This window comes from Pseudomonas sp. GW821-FHT02C04 (assembly GCF_059421845.1).
On the sequence record NZ_JBWKVT010000008.1, the window covers coordinates 50,354 to 71,408 of the forward strand.

Below are 21,055 nucleotides of genomic sequence, written 5' to 3' on the forward strand. Positions count from 1 at the left end.
AATTAGTGGCTAATAGCTATAACTCACTCACGGCCAATGGGGTTATCCCGCAAGTACTGGCGTAGTGAGTGGCCCTTATGTCGTTGCACCCCGTGCGCCCAAAGATCCTGGGTTTTATCAGCGAAGAAGTCTCGGCCTGGCTGGTCGCGCTGCTGGTATTGCTCGCCGGCGGGATTCTCACGGGGCTGCTCGCCTGGGCCACCCTCAATCAGTTTCACAGCCAGTTGCGCCAGCGTTTTCAACTGCTGGCCAATGAGCGCTACAGCCGCATCGAAGAACGTTTTCAGGATCAGGAGCAACGCCTCGATGGCCTGCGCCGGTTCTTCGCCAACTCCGAATCGGTATCCCGCGCCGAATTCGACGGCTACACCCAACCTTTATTACTGCGCACCCAGGCCTATTCGTTCGCCTTGCGGGTGAGCGGTTCCGAGCGCGCTGCGTTCGAGCAGCGGGTGCGTGACGAAGGCCTGAGTACCTTCAGCGTGCGCGAACTCAATGCCCGCGGTGAGCTGCAACTGGCTGCGGCCCGGGATGAATACGTCGTGGTGGTGTACAGCCAGACCCAGAGCCGGCTCGGTTCGCCGCTGGGTTATGACTTGCTGGCCCAGCCGTTGCGTCGCTCGACGCTGGAGCGCGCCGATCAGTTGGGCGGCCTGGCGGTGTCGCAGCCGATGCATCTGGTCAGTATCGAGCCGGCCTATGCGCGGGGCGTGCTGCTGGTGGCGCCGGTGCTGCGCGAGGGCGAGCCGAAGTCGTTCGGCTATGTGATGGCGGTGATCAGCATGCGCCAGTTGTTGGCCGATGGATTGCCGGACGCGCTGCATGATTACCTGTCGGTACGGATCCTCGATCTGTCGACCAACGATCAGCACGAGGTGTTGTTCGAATCGACCAATGAACCGGCGCCGAGTGATCTGTCAGCCACGCGGCTGGTGCGCATGGCCGACCACGACTATCAGGTCGATATCTCGCCCAGCGAGGCCTTCCTGCAGGCCAACCATTCGTCGGTTGGCAGCGTGGTGGTCCTCGGCGGTTTGCTCAGCCTGCTGCTCAGCGCGCTGCTGTACGTGCTGGTCAGTCAGCGCCAGCGGGCCTTGCGCATGGTCGAACTGCGCACCCAGGAACTGCATGAGCGTGAACAGGAACTGCGGGGCACCCACGGTCAGTTACGCGGGGTGCTCAACGCGGCGACACAAGTGGCGATCATCGCCACTGACCTGCGCGGCGTGATCAACACCTTCAACCCCGGCGCGGAGCAGATGCTCGGTTACCACAGCGCCGAGGTGGTCGGCCACATGACCCTGGAAAACCTGCATTTCCCCCGGGAGCTGATTACCCGCGCGGCGGAACTGAGCGCCCGTTATGGCAAGGCCATCCCGACCTGCCAGGCGATGCTGGTGGAGGGCGGCGAAGTTGGCGGACATGAGGCGCGCGAGTGGACGCTGGTGCGCAAGGACGGCAGTCATCTGCCGGTAAACATGCTCGCCACCCCGGTGCTCGATGAGCAGGGGCTGTGGGTCGGGCACCTGGCGATCTGCATCGACATCACCGAACGCAAGCGCGTACACGAAGCCTTGGCAGCGCGGGACGTGCTGCTGAAGAAACTCAGCGCTCACGTTCCGGGCGGGATCTATCAGTTCAAGATGGAATTCGACGGGCGCTTCAGCGTGATCTACGCCAGCGACGGCATCCGCGAGATCTACGAATTGGAACCGGATGTGTTGCTGCTCAACGCCGAAGCGATCTTCACCCGCATTCATCCGCAGGACGTCAGCCGCGTGCGCAAGTCGATCCGCGCCTCGGCCGACAACCTCAGCCCATGGCGCGAGGAATACCGCGTGCAGTTGCCCGGGCGCGGTCTGCGCTGGGTGCGCGGTGAGGCGACCCCCGAAGAACTGCCGGGCGGCGGCGTGCTGTGGCATGGCTACATCTCGGACATTTCCGACCTGAAACGGGTGGAAGAAGAGTTGCGCGCGTTGTCGGTGACGGATTCGTTGACCGGTATCCACAACCGGCGTTATTTCCAGGAACGCCTGACCACCGAGATGGCTCGGGTCGAGCGCGGGGGCGGCGAACTGTCGGTGATCATGCTCGACATCGACCACTTCAAGCGGATCAACGATCAGTACGGCCATGCGGTCGGCGACCGGGTGTTGCAGGCGGTGTGTGAGCGCATCGGCCATCGTCTGCGGCGTACCGACGTGTTCTGTCGCCTGGGCGGCGAAGAGTTCATGGTGCTGTGCCCGGACATCGACGGTGACCACGCGTACATGCTGGCCGTGGAGCTATGGCAAGGCCTGCGCGGTGCGCCGGTGGATGTGGTGGGCGTGGTGACGGCCAGTTTCGGTATTGCCAGCTGGCGGCCGGGAGAGGGCGCGGATGCGCTGTTGCTGCGGGCTGATTCGGGGGTTTACGCGGCGAAGCAGGGCGGGCGGGATCGGGTCGAGCGGCAGATGAGCTGATCCGGTCTCTCATTGTGATCGTTCCCACGCGGACGGTTCGACGCCTCGACGTGGGAACAATCGCGCAGGGGAGTTACAGAACGGAAGCCGTCTGCGGCGCTCGCGGCTGTTTGTAGAGATCCAGTAGAACCTGATCCAGTACCGACGATGCACCGAACGGCGCCTTGTCGTTGAGAATCGCCACCACCGCCCAGGTGTTGCCGTTGACGTCGCGGCTGAAGCCGGCGATGGCGCGCACGGTGTTCAGGGTGCCGGTCTTGACGTGGGCTTCGCCGCGCATCGCGGTGGTCTTCAGGCGTTTGCGCATGGTGCCGTCGGTGCCGGCGATCGGCAGCGAGCTGATGTACTCGGCGGCGTACGGGCTGTGCCACGCGGCTTGCAGCATGGCGGCCATTTCCCGGGCGCTGACCCGCTCGGCACGGGACAGGCCGGAGCCGTTCTCCATCACCAGGTGCGGCGCGGTGATGCCTTTCTTCGCCAGCCACTGACGTACCACGCGCTGCGCCGCCTTGGCGTCATCGCCGTCGGCGTCGTTGCGGAATTTCTGGCCCAGGCTCAGGAACAGCTGCTGAGCCATGGTGTTGTTACTGTATTTGTTGATGTCGCGGATGATTTCCGCCAGATCCGGCGAGAACGCACGGGCCAGCACCTTGGCGCTGCTCGGGGTCGGGGCCAGACGATCCTTGCCCTGGATGCTGCCACCCAGTTCCTTCCAGATCGCTCGCACGGCGCCAGCGGTGTAGGTCGCGTGGTCAAGCAGCGACAGGTAAGTCTGCGAGCTGCAGCCTTCGCCCAACTGGCCGGCAACGGTCACGGTCACGCTGCCATCGGCCTGTGGAACGGGGTTGTAGCGCACGCCGCCGGTGCACTGTTTCGAGTTCACCGCTTTGACGGTGTTTTCGATGTTGATGCTGGCAATCGGCGGTTCGACCGAGATCAATACCCGGCCATTGTCATTGCGGGCCACGAAACGCAGGGCCTTGAGGTTGACCAGCAGCGAGTCCGGCTTGACCAGGAACGGCTTGTTCTCGTCATTGCCGTCATCGTTGAACTCCGGCAGTTGCGGCTGCACGAAGAAGCTGCGGTCCAGCACCAGGTCGCCGGTGATCTGAGTCACGCCGTTGGCGCGCAGGTCGCGCATCAGCAGCCAGAGTTTTTCCATGTTCAGCTTCGGATCGCCGCCACCCTTGAGGTAGAGGTTGCCGTTGAGAATGCCGCTGTTCAGGTCGCCGTCGGTGTAGAACTCGGTTTTCCACTGATGGTTGGGGCCGAGCATTTCCAGCGCCGCGTAAGTGGTGACCAGTTTCATGGTCGAGGCCGGGTTGACCGACACGTCGGCGTTGTACACGGTCGGCGTGCCCGGGCCATCCAGCGGCACCATCACCAGCGACAGGGCAGTGGGCTGCAGCTTGCTGGCCTTGAGGGCTTTTTCGACGTTGGGGGTCAGGGACGTGTTGATGGTGGCAGCGGAGACGGGCAGAGCCAGCGGCAGAAGAAGGCCGGCCAGGAGCAGGGGACGCAACGATTTGATCATATGAAATAAAACCCTACAGCCGAGGGGAAAAAGACGAGGACATGGATGAAAAGGTCCTCAGTGGTCATGAAAGTGTCGGCATTATGCCCCAAGGTGTAACAGCTTGTGCCTTTCGCAAGGGTGCCAATTCGTTATTTTTTTACGGGCGGTCGCACGCTCGTCCCGGATAGGCGGGCAATCGCCGCCTTAAACTGGTAAAGTGCCGGCCGTTATTACTTAAGAGGATTGTTCCAATGGCGACTAACCGTTCCCAGCGTCTGCGCAAAAAACTGTGCGTCGATGAATTTCAAGAGCTGGGTTTCGAACTGAACCTGGGCTTCAAAGAAGACCTGTCCGAAGAAGCCATTGACGCTTTCCTCGAAGCATTCATCAAAGAAGCCATGGAAGCCAACGGTCTGGGCTATGTCGGCGGCGACGACTTCGGTCTGGTTTGCCTGCAGAAGCGTGGCTCGGTCTCCGAAGAGCAGCGCGCTGCTGTTGAAGCCTGGCTGAAAACCCGCTCCGAGCTGACCACCACCGAAATCAGCCCGCTGCTGGACGTTTGGTATCCGGAAAAGCCGATCAACGCGGCTAAGTGATACTGAAAAAAACGGCGACCTGAGGGTCGCCGTTTTTTTATGCCTGCTTTTTAACGAATCATGCCTTGCGCCAGTTGAGGATCAGCAAGGTCAGCACCCCCGCGACAATCCCCCAGAAGGCCGAACCGATGGAAAACAGCGTCAGCCCCGACGCCGTGACCATGAAGGTGATAAGTGCCGCTTCCCGCTCCTTCACTTCGGTCATGGCAATGCTCAAGCCATTGATGATCGAACCGAACAGCGCCAGCGCGGCAATCGACAGCACCAGTTCCTTGGGCAGCGCGGCAAACAGCGCCGCCAGCGTGGCGCCGAACACCCCGGCAATCCCGTAGAAAATCCCGCACCACACCGCTGCCGTGTAGCGTTTGTTGCGATCCTCATGGGCATGGGGCCCGGTGCAGATCGCGGCGCTGATCGCCGCCAGGTTGATGCCGTGGGAGCCGAACGGCGCCAGCAGCAGCGAGGCGATGCCGGTGGTGGTGATCAGCGGCGAGGCCGGGACGTTGTAGCCGTCGGCGCGCAGCACGGCGACGCCGGGCATGTTTTGCGAGGTCATCGCCACCACGAACAGCGGAATGCCGATGCTGATGGTCGCCGCGAGGGAGAAGTGCGGCGTGGTCCAGACCGGTGTCGCCACTTCCAGATGGAAGCCGCTGAAGTCCAGCAGCCCCATGAAGCCCGACAACGCGGTGCCGATCAGCAGCGCGGCGAGTACCGCATAACGCGGCGTCAGGCGTTTGACCAGCAGATAAGTGAAGAACATCCCCAGTACCAGCCCGGTACGGTGTTGTGCGGCGACGAAGATTTCGCTGCCGATCTTGAACAGAATCCCCGCCAGCAAAGCCGCGGCGAGGGAGGCCGGGATCTTTTTCACCAGTCGTTCGAAGCTGCCGGTCAGGCCACAAATGGTCACCAGTACCGCGCAGGTAATGTAGGCGCCAATGGCTTCGCCGTAGGTAACGCCGCCAAGACTGGTGATCAACAGCGCTGCGCCGGGCGTCGACCAGGCAATGGTGATCGGCGTGCGATAGCGCAGGGACAGCCCGATCGAACACACCGCCATACCGATGGAAATCGCCCAGATCCACGAGGAAATCTGCCCGCTGGTCAGGCCCGCGGCCTGTCCGGCCTGGAACATCAGCACCAGCGAACTGGTGTAGCCGGTCATCATCGCGATGAATCCGGCGACGATGGCGGAGGGCGATGTGTCCGCAAAGGGGCGCAGTCGGGTGTGGGTGATTTCGTTCATGACAGCGGCGTTCCTTGTTCAAGCCACGGATTTCGGGTTTAAGCCTAAACTCAAACGTAACGATGCGTTGCAATACAGCCGAAGTCACAAACAGCCGTACAGTCGTGTTGCCACCTTCCATTGTGTACAATCGCGCTGTTTTTTACGCGATACTTGCCAGCGACCCACTGTGCCGTATTACAGTCACGGTCAATTCGCCGCAGTTCTTCCCGACTCGAGTGCCCATGAACGAACAGTTGCAACCCCTCAAGAAACAACCGCGAGCAGGCAAAGCCGGCCGCAGCGGAACCCAGGACGATATTGTCTATGCGCATATCTTCGAGGCCATCCTCGAACAGCGTCTGGCGCCCGGTACAAAGTTGAGCGAAGAAGCGCTGGGGGAAATTTTCGGGGTCAGCCGCACCATCATTCGCCGCGCACTCTCGCGTCTGGCCCATGAAGGCGTGGTGCTGTTGCGGCCGAACCGTGGCGCGGTGGTGGCGAGCCCGAGCGTCGAAGAGGCGCGTCAGGTGTTCCTCGCCCGGCGTCTGGTGGAGCGCGCGATCACTGAACTGGCGGTGCAGCACGCCACGGCCGAGCAGATCGCCGAATTGCGTCAGATGGTCAACGACGAACGCGACAGCTTCTCCCGTGGCGATCGCGGTGCTGGCATCCGTCTCTCGGGCGAATTCCACCTGAAACTGGCCGAAGCGGCGAAGAACGCTCCGCTGATCAGTTTCCAGCGCAGCCTGGTTTCGCAGACGTCGCTGATCATCGCCCAATATGAAAGTGGCAACCGCTCGCACTGTTCCTACGACGAACACACCCAGTTGATCGACGCCATCGAGGCGCGCAACGGTGAGCTGGCGGTGGACCTGATGATGCATCACATGGATCACATCGACAGCAAACTCAACCTCGACGAGGAAAGCGCTTCGGACGATCTGCATGCGGTGTTCTCGCACCTGTTGCAGACCAAGAAGCCGGGGCGGCCGGCGGCCAAGCTCTGAAGCGAATCGACAGGCAATAAAAATCCCCCGGACTGAACAGTACCGGGGGATTTTTTTGTCCGCAGAAAACTAGCGCTGATGCACCAGCGCACCCGCTGCATAAGTCTGGGCAACGGTGCGGTCATCGCCCAGCGTCATCAGCACAAACAGCGTCTCGGCAATGTTGTTGGCCTGCTTCAAACGGTAGCTCAGCAGCGGCGTGGCGTTGTAGTCCAGCACCAGGAAGTCGGCGTCGGAGCCCGGTTGCAGGTTGCCGATCTTGTCTTCCAGATGCAGTGCCCGCGCACCGCCGAGGGTGGCGAGGTACAGCGACTTGAACGGGCTCAGGCGCGCACCTTGCAGCTGCATCACCTTGTAGGCTTCGTTCAGGGTTTGCAGCAGCGAGAAACTGGTGCCGCCGCCGACGTCAGTACCGAGTCCGACGTTCAGTTTGTGCTTCTCGGCCATCGGCAGGTTGAACAGGCCACTGCCGAGGAAGAAGTTCGAGGTCGGGCAGAACGCGATCGCCGAACCGGTCTCCGCCAGGCGCGCGCACTCGTCGTCGCACAGGTGCACGCCGTGGGCGAACACTGAGCGCTCGCCGAGCAATTGATAGTGGTCGTAGACGTCCAGGTAGCCCTTGCGCTCCGGGAACAGTTCCTTGACCCACTCGACTTCCTTGAGGTTTTCGCTGATGTGGGTCTGCATGTACAGATCCGGGTATTCACCGAGCAACTGGCCGGCGAGGGTCAGCTGTTCCGGGGTGCTGGTCGGGGCGAAGCGCGGTGTCACGGCGTAGTGCAGACGACCCTTGCCATGCCAGCGTTCGATCAGCGCCTTGCTGTCGACGTAGCTCGATTCCGGGGTGTCGGTCAGGTAGTCCGGCGCGTTGCGGTCCATCATCACCTTGCCGGCGATCATCCGCAGATCCAGCTTCTCGGCCGCTTCGAAGAACGAGTTCACCGATTGCGGGTGCACGCTGCCGAACACCAGCGCGGTGGTGGTGCCGTTGCGCAGCAGTTCCTTGATGAAAATGTCCGCCACTTCATCGGCGTGGGCCTTGTCGGCGAACTGGCTTTCGCACGGGAAGGTGTAGGTGTTCAGCCAGTCCAGCAGTTGCTCGCCGTAGGCACCGACCATGCCGGTCTGCGGCAGGTGGATGTGGGTGTCGATGAAGCCCGGGGTGATCAGCGCATCCTTGTGATGCGTGATCTCGATGTCCGCCGGCAGGGTCGGCAGCAGTTCGCTGGCGTGGCCGAGGGCACTGATCTTGCCGTCATCGACCACCAGCAGGCCGTCCTCGAAATACTCGTAGGAGGCTTCGATGCCGACCTCGGCAGGGTCGGCGATGCTGTGCAGGATGGCGGCGCGGTAGGCTTTGCGAGTCAGAGGCATGAGGGTTCTCTAATCAGTTTGAGGCTTTGAGTGTGGCGGCCTGACTGCGGCGCGAAACCGGCAGCAGTTTGGCAATCGGTTCGGCACTGGCGGTGTGCTGGCCGAAATTGGCGTTATAGGTGGCGATGATCTCGCCGGCGATGGAGATGGCGATTTCCACAGGCAATTTGCCTTTGACTTCGCTGATGCCCATCGGGCAGCGCATGCGTTGCACGACACTGGCGTCGAAACCACGGTCACGCAAGCGGTGTTCGAACTTGGCCCGTTTGGTCTTCGAGCCGATGAGGCCGAACCAGGTGAAATCGTTGCGCTTGAGGATCGCGGCAGTGAGCTCCAGATCCAGCTGATGATTGTGGGTCATGACGATGCAATAGCTGCCGGCGGGCAGGTCGTCGATTTCATCCACAGGCTCCTCGGCGACGATTTTGCGCACGCCGTGAGGAATCTGTTCGGGAAATTCCTCTTCTCGGGAATCGATCCAGCGTACCCGGCACGGCAGGCTGGCGAGCAAGGGTACCAGTGCGCGGCCGACATGACCGGCGCCGAACACCGCAATCTGCGCCTGCACCTGGCCCATCGGTTCGAACAACAGCACCGTGGCGCCGCCGCAGCACTGGCCGAGGCTGGCGCCAAGGCTGAAGCGCTCCAGATGGGTGTCCTGCTTGCCGCTGGCGAGCATCTCGCGGGCGATCTGCATGGCTTTGTATTCCAGGTGCCCGCCACCGATGGTGTCGAACGTCTGGCGGGTGCTGACGACCATTTTCGAGCCGGCATTGCGCGGCGTCGAGCCGAGCTCTTCGATGATCGTCACCAGAACGCAGGGTTCGCCCTGGTTCTGCAGGTCGGCGAGGGCGTCGATCCAGTTGTACATGTTCACCTCGACATTTGTCGTTGTCTGTTCGGGCCTCATCGCTGGCAAGCCAGCGATGGCCGCGCCTCGGTCCTTACAGCGGAGCCAACTCGGTTTCAGCCTCGACGGCTTTCACCGCTTTGAGCTGACGCATCTGCTCGCAACCCCACAACACCCGCTCCGGGGTCGCCGGCGCGTCGATCTTCGGCTGATGCCTGTAGTCGCCGAGGCTGGCCACTGCATCCTTGATCGCACACCACGCGGCGATGCCGAGCATGAACGGCGGCTCACCCACAGCCTTGGAGTGGAACACCGTGTCTTCCGGGTTCTTGCGGTTTTCCACCAGCTTCACCCGCAGGTCCAGCGGCATGTCCGCCACGGCCGGGATCTTGTAGCTGGCCGGGCCGTTGGTCATCAGCTTGCCCTTGTTGTTCCACACCAGTTCTTCCATGGTCAGCCAGCCCATGCCCTGGACGAAGCCACCCTCGACCTGGCCAATGTCGATGGCCGGGTTCAGCGAGGCGCCGACGTCGTGGAGGATGTCGGTACGCAGCATCTTGTACTCGCCGGTCAGGGTGTCGACGATCACCTCGCAACACGCCGCGCCGAAGGCGAAGTAGTAGAACGGACGACCACGGGCCTGGCTGCGGTCGTAGTAGATTTTCGGGGTCTTGTAGAACCCGGTGCTCGACAGCGACACCTGATTGAAATACGCCAGCTGGATCAGCGCTTCGAAGGTCAGGATGTGGTCACGAACGCGCACGTGGCCGTTGTGGAATTCCACGTCTTCTTCGCTGACCTTGTAGTGCCGCGCCGCGAATTCGACGAGGCGTTGCTTGATGATTTCTGCTGCATTCTGTGCGGCTTTACCGTTGAGGTCAGCGCCGCTGGATGCCGCCGTCGGCGAGGTGTTCGGCACCTTGTCGGTGTTGGTCGCGGTGATCTGCACGCGGTCCATTTCCACCTGGAACACTTCGGCCACGACCTGCGCGACTTTGGTGTTCAGGCCCTGGCCCATTTCCGTGCCGCCGTGGTTCAGGTGGATGCTGCCGTCGGTGTAGACGTGCACCAACGCACCGGCCTGGTTGAGGAAACTGGCGGTGAAGGAAATGCCGAATTTCACCGGGGTCAGCGCCAAGCCTTTTTTCAGGATCGGACTGTTGGCGTTGTAGCGACGGATCGCTTCGCGGCGCTCGGCGTACTGGCTGCTTTCTTCCAGTTCGGCGGTCATTTCCTCGAGCATGTTGTGCTCGACGGTCTGGTAGTAATGGGTGACGTTGCGTTCGGTCTTGCCGTAGTAGTTGGCCTTGCGCACGGCCAGCGGATCGAGGTTCAGGTGACGGGCGATGGCGTCCATCACTTCTTCGATCGCGACCATCCCTTGTGGGCCGCCGAAACCGCGATAAGCGGTGTTCGAAGCGGTGTTGGTCTTGCAGCGGTGACCGTTGATGGTCGCATCACCGAGGTAGTACGAGTTGTCCGAGTGGAACATCGCCCGGTCGACGATCGAGGCCGACAGGTCAGGCGAGCAGCCACAGTTGCCGGCCAGATCCATCGCGATCCCGTGCAGGCGCCCGGTGCTGTCGAAGCCGACGTCGTACTCGACGTAGAACGGGTGACGCTTGCCGGTCATCAGCATGTCTTCGACGCGCGGCAGGCGCATCTTGGTCGGCTGTCCGGTGAGGTGCGCGATCACCGCACACAGGCACGCCGGGCTCGCGGCCTGGGTTTCCTTACCGCCGAAACCACCACCCATGCGGCGCATGTCGACGACGATTTTGTTCATCGACACGTCGAGGACTTCGGCCACCAGTTTCTGCACTTCGGTGGGGTTCTGGGTCGAGCAGTAGACGATCATGCCGCCATCTTCGGTCGGCATCACCGAGGAGATTTGCGTCTCCAGATAGAAGTGTTCCTGGCCGCCAATGTGCAGCGTGCCTTGAATCCGGTGTTCAGCCGTGGCCAGTGCGGTGGTCGAATCGCCGCGCTGATGGGTGTGGCTGTCGAGCACGAAGTGGCGTTTGCGCAGGGCTTCGACGACGTCGAGCACCGGTTCCAGATCTTCGTATTCGATGATCGCGGCCATGGCGGCTTTGCGTGCGGTTTCCAGATCTTTCGCGGCCACGGCCAATACCGGTTGACCGACAAACTGCACGTCATCGATGGCCAGCAGCGGATCGCCCGGCAGCAGCGGACCGATGTCTTTCAGGCCCGGCACGTCTTTGTGGGTGATGGCGATGCGCACACCCTCGAAGGCGTAGCAGGGCTGGGTATCGATGCTGATGATTTTCGCGTGGGCGCGGTCCGACATCCGTGCGTAAACGTGCAGCTGGTTCGGGAATTCCAGGCGGTCATCGATGTACTGCGCTTCACCGGACACATGCTTGGCGGCGCTGTCGTGCTTGACGCTGCGGCCGACACCGGAGGTCAGGTCTTTGGCGAACAATTCAGCCAGTTCAGCTTGAGTTTTCTCTACGCCGTGATGGTTAGACATAAGCGGTCACCCGAGTCTCGATGTGCGGTGTTTGCAGTTCGATGAAGTATTTGCGCAGCAGGTTCTGCGCGCTGAGCAGGCGGTATTCCTTGCTGGCGCGGAAGTCCGAGAGCGGGGTGAAATCCTCGCCCAGCGCGGTGCAGGCGCTTTCGACCACGGCGTTGTTGAACGGCTGGCCGAGCAGCACAGCTTCACAGTGAGCGGCACGTTTCGGGATCGCGGCCATGCCGCCGAAGGCGACGCGGGCGTCGGTGATCACACCGTTTTCGACGCGCAGGTTGAACGCGGCGCAGACGGCAGAGATGTCGTCGTCCAGGCGCTTGGAGACTTTGTAGGCGCGGAACAGTTGTTCAGCCGTGGCGCGAGGGACGATGATTTTCTCGATGAACTCGCTTTCCTGACGCGCGGTGACCCGGTAATCGATGAAGTAATCTTCCAGGTTCAGCGTGCGCCGGGTTTCGCCCTTGCACAGCACGATCTGCGCGCCGAGGGCGATCAGCAGCGGTGGCGAGTCACCGATGGGCGAGGCGTTGCCGATGTTGCCGCCCAGGGTGCCCTGATTACGGATCTGCAGAGAGGCGAAACGGTGCAGCAGTTCGCCGAAGTCCGGGTATTCGGCGTTCAACGCTTCGTAGCAGTCGGAGAGGGCAGTGGCGGCGCCGATTTCGATGCGGTCTTCGAAGGTTTCGATGCGCTTCATTTCAGCGACGTTGCCGACGTAGATCATCACCGGCAGGGTGCGGTGGAACTGCGTGACTTCCAGCGCCAGATCGGTGCCGCCGGCCAATAGCCGGGCCTGTGGATAAGCGTCGTAGAGATCGGCCAGATCGGCTACGGTCAGCGGCACCAGGCAGCGTTTGTCACCGCTGTTGAGTTCGCCGATCGATGTCGGGGCAATGGCTTTGAGGCGAGCGATGGTTTCCGCTTCCCGGGCGTCGAACTGGTCCGGTTGCTTGCCGCAGCAGGATTGCTCGGCGGCGGCCAGGATCGGCCGGTAACCGGTGCAGCGGCAGAGGTTGCCGGCCAGCGCTTCGTGGGCCTTGGCATGATCCGGTGCATCGCTGTTCTTTTGCAGGGCGAACAGCGACATCACGAAACCGGGGGTGCAGAAACCGCACTGCGAACCGTGGCACTCGACCATGGCTTTCTGCACGCTGTGCAGTTCGCCCTTGTGCTTGAGGTCTTCGACGCTGATCAATTGCTTGCCGTGCAGCGACGAAACGAACGTCAGGCACGAGTTGAGGCTGCGATAGCGAATGTGTTCGCGGCCATCGTCATCCGTCTGCAACTCGCCGACCACCACCGTACAGGCGCCGCAGTCACCGCTGGCGCAGCCTTCTTTGGTGCCGGATTTGCCCACGTGTTCACGCAGGTAGTTGAGCACAGTCAGGTTCGGGTCCAGGGCGTGCTCGCTACGGAGTTCCTGGTTGAGTAAAAACTGGATCACGGAAGGCCTCGCAGACTCATTATTGTTGTTAAGCGACTTGAGCCGAATTTAGCAGGTCTGACTTTTCGGTCAATGGTTTTCTGACTTAAAGGTCAGGAAAAGCCATTTTGTCGCTCGACAACGTGTCTATTCAGTATTGACCCTCATTGGATCAAGCGCTTTTTTGCGGGATTCGTGCCAAAAACCGCTGTGCGGGCACTCCGCCATGAACGCGCATTGCGCTACACTGCGCCGCTTGTGCAGATCGAAGAGTTTGAAGGACAACCATGACGTTCAAGGCGCCGGACAGCCTCGCCGAGCAAATCGCTCACCACCTCGCCGAACGGATCATTCGCGGCGAAATGAAGCCGGGAGAGCGTATCCAGGAACAGAAGGTCACGCTGGCGCTGAACGTCAGCCGCGGCTCGGTCCGCGAAGCCTTGCTGATCCTCGAGCGCCGTCATCTGATCGCGATCCTGCCGCGTCGCGGCGCCCACGTCACCGAGCTTACGGCGCACAAGGTGCAGAGCCTGTGCACGCTGATGAGCGAGCTGTACATCCTGCTCGGCAACGCAGTGGCCAACGGCTGGCAAGTCCAGGCCGACATGGCGCCGTTCGTGCAGATCCAGCAGCGCCTGAGTGCCAGCTTCGAGCGTCAGGACATCCGCACCTTCGTCGACGACAGCTTCAACGTGATGCGCGCCGCGTATCCATTCGCCAACAACCCGTACCTGCAGGAAACCGTCGAGAACCTGCAACCGGCCATGAGCCGTGCGTACTTCCTCGCGCTGGAACAGCGCAAGGCCGAGATGAGCGAGTTCCTCGAACTGTTCGAACGCTTGCTGGCCGCCGTCCTCGCCCGTGACCTGCCGCAGATCCGCATCGTGCTGACGGCTTACGCCCAGCGCAGCTGCGATCTGGTGGTGTCCGCCCTGACGGTTGCCTGACCTTGCGCCTCAAGTGCATCAAACTGGCGGGATTCAAATCCTTCGTCGACCCGACCACGGTGAACTTCCCCAGCAACATGGCGGCGGTCGTCGGGCCGAACGGTTGCGGCAAGTCGAACATCATCGACGCCGTGCGCTGGGTGATGGGCGAAAGCTCGGCGAAGAACCTGCGTGGCGAGTCGATGACCGACGTCATCTTCAACGGCTCGACCAGCCGCAAACCGGTGAGCCAGGCGAGCATCGAGCTGGTGTTCGACAACTCCGACGGCACGCTGCTGGGCGAGTGGGCGGCGTACGCGGAAATTTCGATCCGCCGTAAAGTGACCCGCGACAGCCAGACGACTTATTACCTCAACGGCGCCAAATGCCGTCGTCGTGACATCACCGACATCTTCCTCGGCACCGGCCTCGGCCCGCGCAGCTACTCGATCATCGAGCAGGGGATGATCTCCAAGCTGATCGAGTCCAAGCCGGAAGATCTGCGTAACTTCATCGAAGAAGCCGCCGGCATCTCCAAGTACAAAGAGCGCCGGCGCGAGACCGAAAACCGTATCCGTCGCACCCACGAAAACCTTGCCCGTCTGACCGACCTGCGTGAAGAACTCGAGCGTCAGCTCGAACGCTTGCACCGCCAGGCCGAGGCCGCCAAGAAGTATCAGGAATTCAAGGCCGAAGAACGCCAGCTCAAGGCGCAACTGTCGGCCCTGCGCTGGCAGGATCTGAACGATCAGGTCGGCCAGCGCGAGTCGATCATCGGCAACCAGGAAATCAGCTTCGAAGCGCTGGTCGCCGAACAGCGCAACGCCGATGCGGCGATTGAGCGCCTGCGCGACGGTCACCATGACCTGTCCGAGCGCTTCAATCTGGTGCAGGGGCGCTTCTATTCGGTCGGCGGCGACATCGCCCGGGTCGAGCAGAGTATCCAGCACGGCCAACAGCGCTTGCGTCAGTTGCAGGACGACCTGAAAGAAGCCGAGCGCGCGCGCCTCGAAACCGAATCGCACCTGGGCCACGACCGCACCTTGCTGCTGACCCTCGGCGAAGAACTTGATCAACTGACTCCCGAGCAGGAAATCACCAACGCCGCCGCCGAAGAAGCCGCCGCTGCGCTGGAAGATTCCGAAACCGTGATGCACGGCTGGCAGGAACAGTGGGACACCTTCAACCTGACCGCCGCCGAACCGCGTCGTCAGGCCGAAGTGCAACAGTCGCGCATCCAGCAGCTGGAAACCAGCATGGAGCGTTTGGCCGATCGGCAAAAGCGTCTGGGCGAAGAACGGGCGCTGCTGTCGGCCGATCCGGAAGACGCGGCGATCATGGAACTCAGCGAACAGCTCGCCGAGTCCGAAGCCACCCTTGAAGATTTGCAGACCAGCGAAGAAGCCCAGGTCGAAAAACTCGAGCAACTGCGCCAGGAATTGCAGCAGGCGCTGACGGCGCAACAACAGGCGCAGGGCGATTTGCAGCGCCTCAACGGTCGCCTCGCCTCCCTCGAAGCCTTGCAGCAGGCCGCGCTCGATCCGGGCACCGGCACCGCCGAATGGCTGAAAGAACACAACCTCGCCGAACGTCCGCGTCTGGCCGAAGGCTTGAAGGTTGAGGCCGGTTGGGAACTGGCGGTGGAAACCGTGCTGGGTGCCGACCTGCAAGCGGTGCTGGTGGATGATTTCGACGGTTTCGATCTGTCCGGTTTTGCTCAGGGCGATCTGCGTTTGCTCAGCCCCGGCAGTGACGGCGTGCGCGTGCCCGGCAGCCTGCTGGACAAGGTCGAGGCACAGGTGGATTTGTCGCCCTGGCTCGCTCAGGTCAAACCGGTCGACAGCCTTGAACAGGCGCTGGCCTTGCGCGGCCAGCTGGCTGCGGGGCAGAGTCTTATCAGCCGCGACGGTTACTGGGTCGGCCGGCATTTTCTGCGGGTACGCCGCGCCAGCGAAGCCGAAAGCGGCATGCTCGCACGCGGGCAGGAAATCGAATCGTTGCATGCGGAACGCGAAGAGCGTGAAGCCACGGTCGAGGCCATGGAAACCCGTTTGCAGACCCTGCGTGCGCAACAGCGTCAGCAGGAAAACGGCCGCGAACATTTGCGTCGTTTGCTGCAGGACGAAGCCCGCCAGCAGGGCGAATTGAAAGCTCAACTGTCCGCCGGCAAAGCCAAGGCCGAGCAGTTGACCCTGCGTCGCACCCGTCTAGATGACGAGTTGGTCGAGCTCGCCGAGCAGCGCGAGCTGGAACACGAAAACATCGGCGAAGCGCGGATCCAGTTGCAGGACGCCCTCGACGCCATGGCTCTCGACACCGAGCAGCGCGAACTGCTGCTGGCCCAGCGTGACAGCCTGCGCGAACGCCTCGATCGGGTGCGTCAGGAAGCCCGTCAGCACAAGGATCACGCGCATCAATTGGCCGTTCGCCTGGGCTCGCTACGCGCACAACATGATTCGACCCGCCAGGCCCTTGAGCGTCTGGAAATGCAGGCCGAGCGCCTCACCGAAAAACGTGAACAACTCAGCCTGAACCTGGAGGAGGGCGAGGCGCCGCTGGAAGAGCTACGCCTCAAGCTTGAAGAATTGCTCGACAAGCGCATGAGTGTCGACGACGAGCTCAAGACCGCCCAGATCGCCCTGGAAGACGCCGACCGCGAATTGCGCGACGCGGAAAAACGCCGGACCCAGGCCGAGCAGCAATCGCAATTGATCCGTGGCCAGCTCGAACAGCAACGCATGGAATGGCAAGCCCTGACCGTGCGCCGCAAGGCCCTGCAGGATCAACTGCTGGAAGACGGCTACGATCTGCACGGCGTGCTCAATACCCTGACCGCCGAGGCCAGCGAGAAGGAGGCCGAAGAAGAACTTGAACGCATCGCCGCGCGCATTCAGCGCCTGGGCGCGATCAACCTCGCGGCGATCGACGAATACACGCAACAATCCGAGCGTAAACGTTATCTGGATGCCCAGGACGCCGATCTGGTCGAAGCGCTGGAGACGCTGGAAAACGTCATCCGCAAGATCGACAAGGAAACCCGTAACCGTTTCAAAGATACCTTTGATCAGATCAATGGCGGTTTACAGGCGCTTTTCCCGAAAGTTTTCGGTGGCGGACGCGCGTATTTGGAACTGACGGGCGAAGATCTACTCGATACAGGGGTGACGATCATGGCGCAGCCGCCCGGAAAGAAGAACAGCACCATCCATTTGCTCTCCGGCGGCGAAAAAGCCCTGACCGCACTGGCACTGGTTTTTGCGATCTTCAAGTTGAACCCGGCGCCGTTCTGCATGCTCGATGAGGTTGACGCGCCACTGGATGACGCTAACGTTGGACGCTACGCACGATTGGTCAAAGAGATGTCGCAGACCGTGCAGTTCATCTATATCACCCACAACAAGATCGCCATGGAAATGGCCGAGCAGTTGATGGGCGTGACGATGCACGAGCCGGGTTGTTCGCGACTGGTAGCCGTGGATGTCGAGGAGGCGATGGCGATGGTGGATGCCTGAGCCGGCGCAGTGTCGGAAGGGTATTTGAAGGTTGTAGGACTTTTTTACCAGCTCCGACTTGCTGGCCAATCGACATATTCGCGCAAGCCAATGAGACAGACGGTGTAAAGTTGTCTTTGGTCGTGCTAGTTTAATGTCAATTTTTCGTATACGTGGGCAAAACGCCTGTCAGAACATAGAGTTGGCGCCACGTTTTAAAGCGGTTTGCACAGTGTAAACCCCTTATTTTTCAGCATTTTTTATAGAGGCACGGGATTACATGGAAATCGGTCTGCGCGAGTGGCTGATCGTCATCGGCATCATTGTGATAGCCGGTATTCTTTTCGATGGCTGGCGCCGTATGCGCGGCGGCAAGGGAAAACTGAAATTCCGTCTTGACCGAAGTCTGTCCAACCTGCCGGACGAGGACACCAGCGCCGAGCTTTTGGGCCCGGCCCGTGTACTGGACAACCATAAAGAGCCGCAACTGGACGAACACGATCTGCCATCGGTGAGCATGCCGGCCCGCGAAGCACGCGAGCCTCGCGAATCCGGTTCCAAGCGCGGCAAGCGTGGCAGCAACGGCCCGGCCCAGGGTGACCTGAACCTCGATCTGGACCTGGACGGCGGTCCGAGCTTCAGCAGCCGTGACGATGATTTCATCGAGCCGGTCGCCAAGTCGTCGCCGGCAGTGGCCGATAAAGATCAGCCGCAAGCTGAAGAAGTATTGGTCATCAGCGTGATCTGCCGCGATCCGGCCGGCTTCAAAGGCCCGGCACTGTTGCAGAACATTCTGGAAAGCGGTCTGCGTTTCGGCGAGATGGACATTTTCCACCGTCACGAAAGCATGGCCGGCAATGGCGAAGTGCTGTTCTCCATGGCCAACGCGGTCAAGCCGGGCATTTTCGATCTGGACGATATCGACCATTTCAGCACCCCGGCGGTGAGCTTCTTCCTTGGCCTGCCAGGCCCGCGTCATCCGAAGCAGGCCTTCGACGTGATGGTCGCGGCAGCACGCAAGCTGTCCCAGGAACTGAACGGCGAATTGAAAGATGACCAGCGCAGCGTCCTGACCGCGCAGACCATCGAGCACTACCGTCAGCGCATCGTCGAATTCGAACGTCGCGCCCTGACCCAGAAGCGTTGATTGAAAAGGTTGCCTCGCGATAAAGAGGCAATCGGCAAATAGATTGAGCAGCCTCGGCTGCTCTTTTGCTTTATGAGAGAACACCCATGACTGCCGCCGAAACCCGCATTCTAGAGCTGCGTGCTGAACTCGATCAGCACAACTACCGTTACCACGTTCTCGATGAGCCGAGCATTCCGGATGCCGAGTACGACCGGTTGTTCCATGAGCTCAAGGCGCTGGAAGCGGCCAACCCGGAACTGATCACCAGCGACTCGCCGACCCAGCGCGTCGGCAGCGTGGCGCTGACCGCGTTCACCCAGGTGCGTCACGAAGTGCCGATGCTCAGCCTCGGCAACGCCTTCGAAGAAACCGACATGCGTGAGTTCGATCGTCGGGTCACCGAAGGTCTGGACCTGCCGGCCGGTGATCTGTTCGGTGGTGGCGCGGCGGTGGAATACAGCTGCGAGCCGAAACTCGATGGCCTGGCGGTCAGCCTGTTGTATCAGGACGGCGTGCTGGTGCGCGGCGCCACACGCGGCGACGGCACCACCGGCGAAGACATCAGCGTCAACGTGCGCACGGTGCGCAACATCCCGCTGAAGCTGCATGGCGAAGGCTGGCCGGCGACGCTGGAAGTGCGCGGCGAAGTGTTCATGTCCAAGGCCGGTTTCGAGCGCCTCAACGCCTCGCAACTGGAAGTCGGCGGCAAGACTTTCGCCAACCCGCGCAACGCCGCCGCCGGCAGCCTGCGCCAGCTGGATTCGAAGATCACCGCCAATCGTCCGCTGGAATTCTGCTGCTATGGCATAGGTCAGGTGTCCAACGACATCGCCGACACCCACATCGGCAACCTCAAGCAACTGCAAGCCTGGGGCATGCCGATCAGCCATGAATTGAAACTGGCCAAAGGCATTGGCGAGTGCCTGGATTACTACCGCGATATCGGCGAACGCCGTAACTCGCTGGCCTATGAAATCGACGGCGTGGTATTCAAGGTCAACAGCATTGCCGACCAGCGCGAGCTGGGCTTCCGCGCCCGTGAACCGCGCTGGGCCATCGCCCACAAATTCCCGGCGATGGAAGAACTCACCGAGCTGCTCGACGTGGAATTCCAGGTCGGCCGCACCGGCGCCGTCACGCCCGTGGCGCGGTTGAAACCGGTCAAGGTTGCCGGCGTCACCGTGGCCAACGCTACGTTGCACAACATGGACGAAGTCGCACGGCTGGGCCTGATGATCGGTGACACGGTGATCATTCGCCGCGCCGGCGATGTGATTCCGCAAGTGGTGCAAGTGGTCATGGAGCGCCGCCCTGAAGACGCGCGGCCCGTGCAAATCCCTGAGAGCTGCCCGGTCTGCGGCTCCCACGTCGAGCGCACGCAACTGGTCAAACGCAGCAAAGGCAAGGAAACCATCAGCGAAGGTGCGGTGTATCGCTGCGTCGGTCGACTGGCCTGCGGTGCGCAACTCAAGCAGGCGATCATTCACTTCGTATCGCGTCGCGCAATGGACATTGAAGGTCTCGGCGACAAGAGCGTCGAGCAACTGGTGGACGAAGGTCTGGTCAGTTCGCCGGCCGATCTTTACGCGCTGAAGTTCGACGACATCGTCGACCTCGAAGGCTTTGCCGAGGTGTCGAGCAACAAGTTGCTGGCCGCCATCGAAGACAGCAAGAAGCCGGGTCTCGCGCGGTTCATCTATGCGCTGGGTATCCCGGATGTCGGCGAGGAGACGGCCAAGGTGCTGGCGCGTTCGCTGGGATCACTGGAGCGCGTCCAGCAAGCCTTGCCGCAAGTGCTGACGTATCTGCCGGATATCGGCCTGGAAGTGGCGCACGAGATTCACAGCTTCTTTGAGGATGCGCACAACCAGCAGGTGATTACCGAGTTGCTGGGCCACGGCTTGCAGATTCAGGATCAGGGCGAGTTGGGCGCCGAGTTTGCCGCGAGCACCACGTTGGGTGGCTTCCTCGACAAGTTGCACATTCCTTCGGTCGGGCCGGGCGGGGCGCAGAAGCTGGCGGACAAGTTCGAATCGCTGGAAGGGGTGATGAACGCTGACTGGCTGGATATGCGCCAGGCATTGCCGGAGAAGCAGGCCAACTCGGTTCGCGAGTTTTTCGCCTTGCCCGAGCATCGTCAACTGGCGGAAAGCGCCGAGCAGCAACTGCGCGATTTCGGCATGCACTGGCAGAGTGAAAAGAAAGTCGTCGAAGGCCTGCCGCTGGCCGGGGAGACCTGGGTGCTGACCGGCAAGGTCGAGCTGATGAGCCGCGACGTCGCCAAGGAACACCTGGAAAGCCTCGGTGCCAAGGTCGCCGGATCCGTGTCGGCCAAGACTCATTGCGTGGTCGCGGGGCCTGGCGCCGGGTCGAAACTGACCAAGGCCAACGAACTGGGCGTGAAGGTGATGGATGAAGAGGCGTTTATCGCGTTCCTGAAAGGACACGGTATCAGCGCCTGACTGATCGACAGATGATCGTTCCCACGCTCCGCGTGGGAATGCCGCCCCGGACGCTCCGCGTCCGCTGTGACGCAGAGCGTCACGGTATGCG

General features: G+C 61.6%; 13 protein-coding genes. 7 read left to right on the forward strand and 6 right to left on the reverse strand.

What is annotated here, in order from left to right; genetic code table 11:
* Positions 1-77: 77 nt before the first annotated feature.
* On the forward strand, positions 78-2,462 hold the full coding sequence (locus tag AC07VV_RS24635) for a sensor domain-containing diguanylate cyclase (RefSeq protein WP_495037717.1): 2,385 nt from the start codon (positions 78-80) through the stop codon (positions 2,460-2,462).
* 73 nt (positions 2,463-2,535) lie between these two features.
* Here AC07VV_RS24635 and dacB read toward each other — a convergent pair whose 3' ends face one another.
* Complete coding sequence (dacB, locus tag AC07VV_RS24640) at positions 2,536-3,996, reverse strand: D-alanyl-D-alanine carboxypeptidase/D-alanyl-D-alanine endopeptidase (RefSeq protein WP_495037718.1); 1,461 nt, start codon at positions 3,994-3,996, stop codon at positions 2,536-2,538.
* Positions 3,997-4,229: 233 nt separating this feature from the next.
* On the opposite strand from dacB, the gene AC07VV_RS24645 reads away from it, so the two are divergent.
* A complete protein-coding gene (locus tag AC07VV_RS24645; RefSeq protein WP_011333263.1) occupies positions 4,230-4,574 on the forward strand; it encodes a YggL family protein in 345 nt (114 codons plus the stop codon).
* 58 nt (positions 4,575-4,632) lie between these two features.
* Here AC07VV_RS24645 and AC07VV_RS24650 read toward each other — a convergent pair whose 3' ends face one another.
* Positions 4,633-5,823 (reverse strand): benzoate/H(+) symporter BenE family transporter, encoded by a 1,191-nt coding sequence (locus AC07VV_RS24650; RefSeq protein ID WP_085711917.1) that lies wholly within the window; start codon positions 5,821-5,823, stop codon positions 4,633-4,635.
* A gap of 224 nt (positions 5,824-6,047) precedes the next feature.
* Here AC07VV_RS24650 and AC07VV_RS24655 point away from each other — a divergent pair, with 224 nt between their 5' ends.
* Entirely contained in the window at positions 6,048-6,812 is a 765-nt protein-coding gene (locus AC07VV_RS24655) for a GntR family transcriptional regulator (RefSeq protein ID WP_064378756.1), read from the forward strand.
* Positions 6,813-6,881: 69 nt separating this feature from the next.
* Here AC07VV_RS24655 and guaD read toward each other — a convergent pair whose 3' ends face one another.
* The 4 genes from guaD to xdhA form a co-directional block, all read right to left on the reverse strand.
* Positions 6,882-8,186: a guanine deaminase gene (gene guaD / locus AC07VV_RS24660; RefSeq protein WP_495037719.1), complete on the reverse strand. Its 1,305-nt coding sequence runs from the start codon at positions 8,184-8,186 to the stop codon at positions 6,882-6,884.
* A 13-nt stretch (positions 8,187-8,199) separates the two neighbouring features.
* On the reverse strand, positions 8,200-9,057 hold the full coding sequence (xdhC, locus tag AC07VV_RS24665; RefSeq protein ID WP_495037720.1) for a xanthine dehydrogenase accessory protein XdhC: 858 nt from the start codon (positions 9,055-9,057) through the stop codon (positions 8,200-8,202).
* 73 nt (positions 9,058-9,130) lie between these two features.
* On the reverse strand, positions 9,131-11,530 hold the full coding sequence (gene xdhB / locus AC07VV_RS24670) for a xanthine dehydrogenase molybdopterin binding subunit (RefSeq protein WP_495037721.1): 2,400 nt from the start codon (positions 11,528-11,530) through the stop codon (positions 9,131-9,133).
* Positions 11,523-12,977: a xanthine dehydrogenase small subunit gene (gene xdhA / locus AC07VV_RS24675; RefSeq protein WP_495037722.1), complete on the reverse strand. Its 1,455-nt coding sequence runs from the start codon at positions 12,975-12,977 to the stop codon at positions 11,523-11,525. The genes xdhB and xdhA overlap by 8 nt, the downstream gene beginning before the upstream one ends.
* Before the next feature lie 266 nt (positions 12,978-13,243).
* On the opposite strand from xdhA, the gene AC07VV_RS24680 reads away from it, so the two are divergent.
* The 4 genes from AC07VV_RS24680 to ligA all read left to right on the forward strand — a co-directional run bounded on the left by AC07VV_RS24680 (position 13,244) and on the right by ligA (position 20,964).
* Positions 13,244-13,903, forward strand: coding sequence for a GntR family transcriptional regulator (locus AC07VV_RS24680; RefSeq protein WP_495037723.1), 660 nt, complete (start codon positions 13,244-13,246; stop codon positions 13,901-13,903).
* Between the two features lie 2 nt (positions 13,904-13,905).
* Positions 13,906-17,394 (forward strand): chromosome segregation protein SMC, encoded by a 3,489-nt coding sequence (gene smc / locus AC07VV_RS24685; RefSeq protein WP_493072884.1) that lies wholly within the window; start codon positions 13,906-13,908, stop codon positions 17,392-17,394.
* A 259-nt stretch (positions 17,395-17,653) separates the two neighbouring features.
* Positions 17,654-18,520, forward strand: a complete 867-nt coding sequence (gene zipA, locus AC07VV_RS24690; RefSeq protein WP_249484526.1) for a cell division protein ZipA — start codon at positions 17,654-17,656, stop codon at positions 18,518-18,520.
* 86 nt (positions 18,521-18,606) lie between these two features.
* Positions 18,607-20,964 (forward strand): NAD-dependent DNA ligase LigA, encoded by a 2,358-nt coding sequence (gene ligA, locus AC07VV_RS24695; RefSeq protein ID WP_495037724.1) that lies wholly within the window; start codon positions 18,607-18,609, stop codon positions 20,962-20,964.
* Positions 20,965-21,055 lie beyond the last annotated feature (91 nt).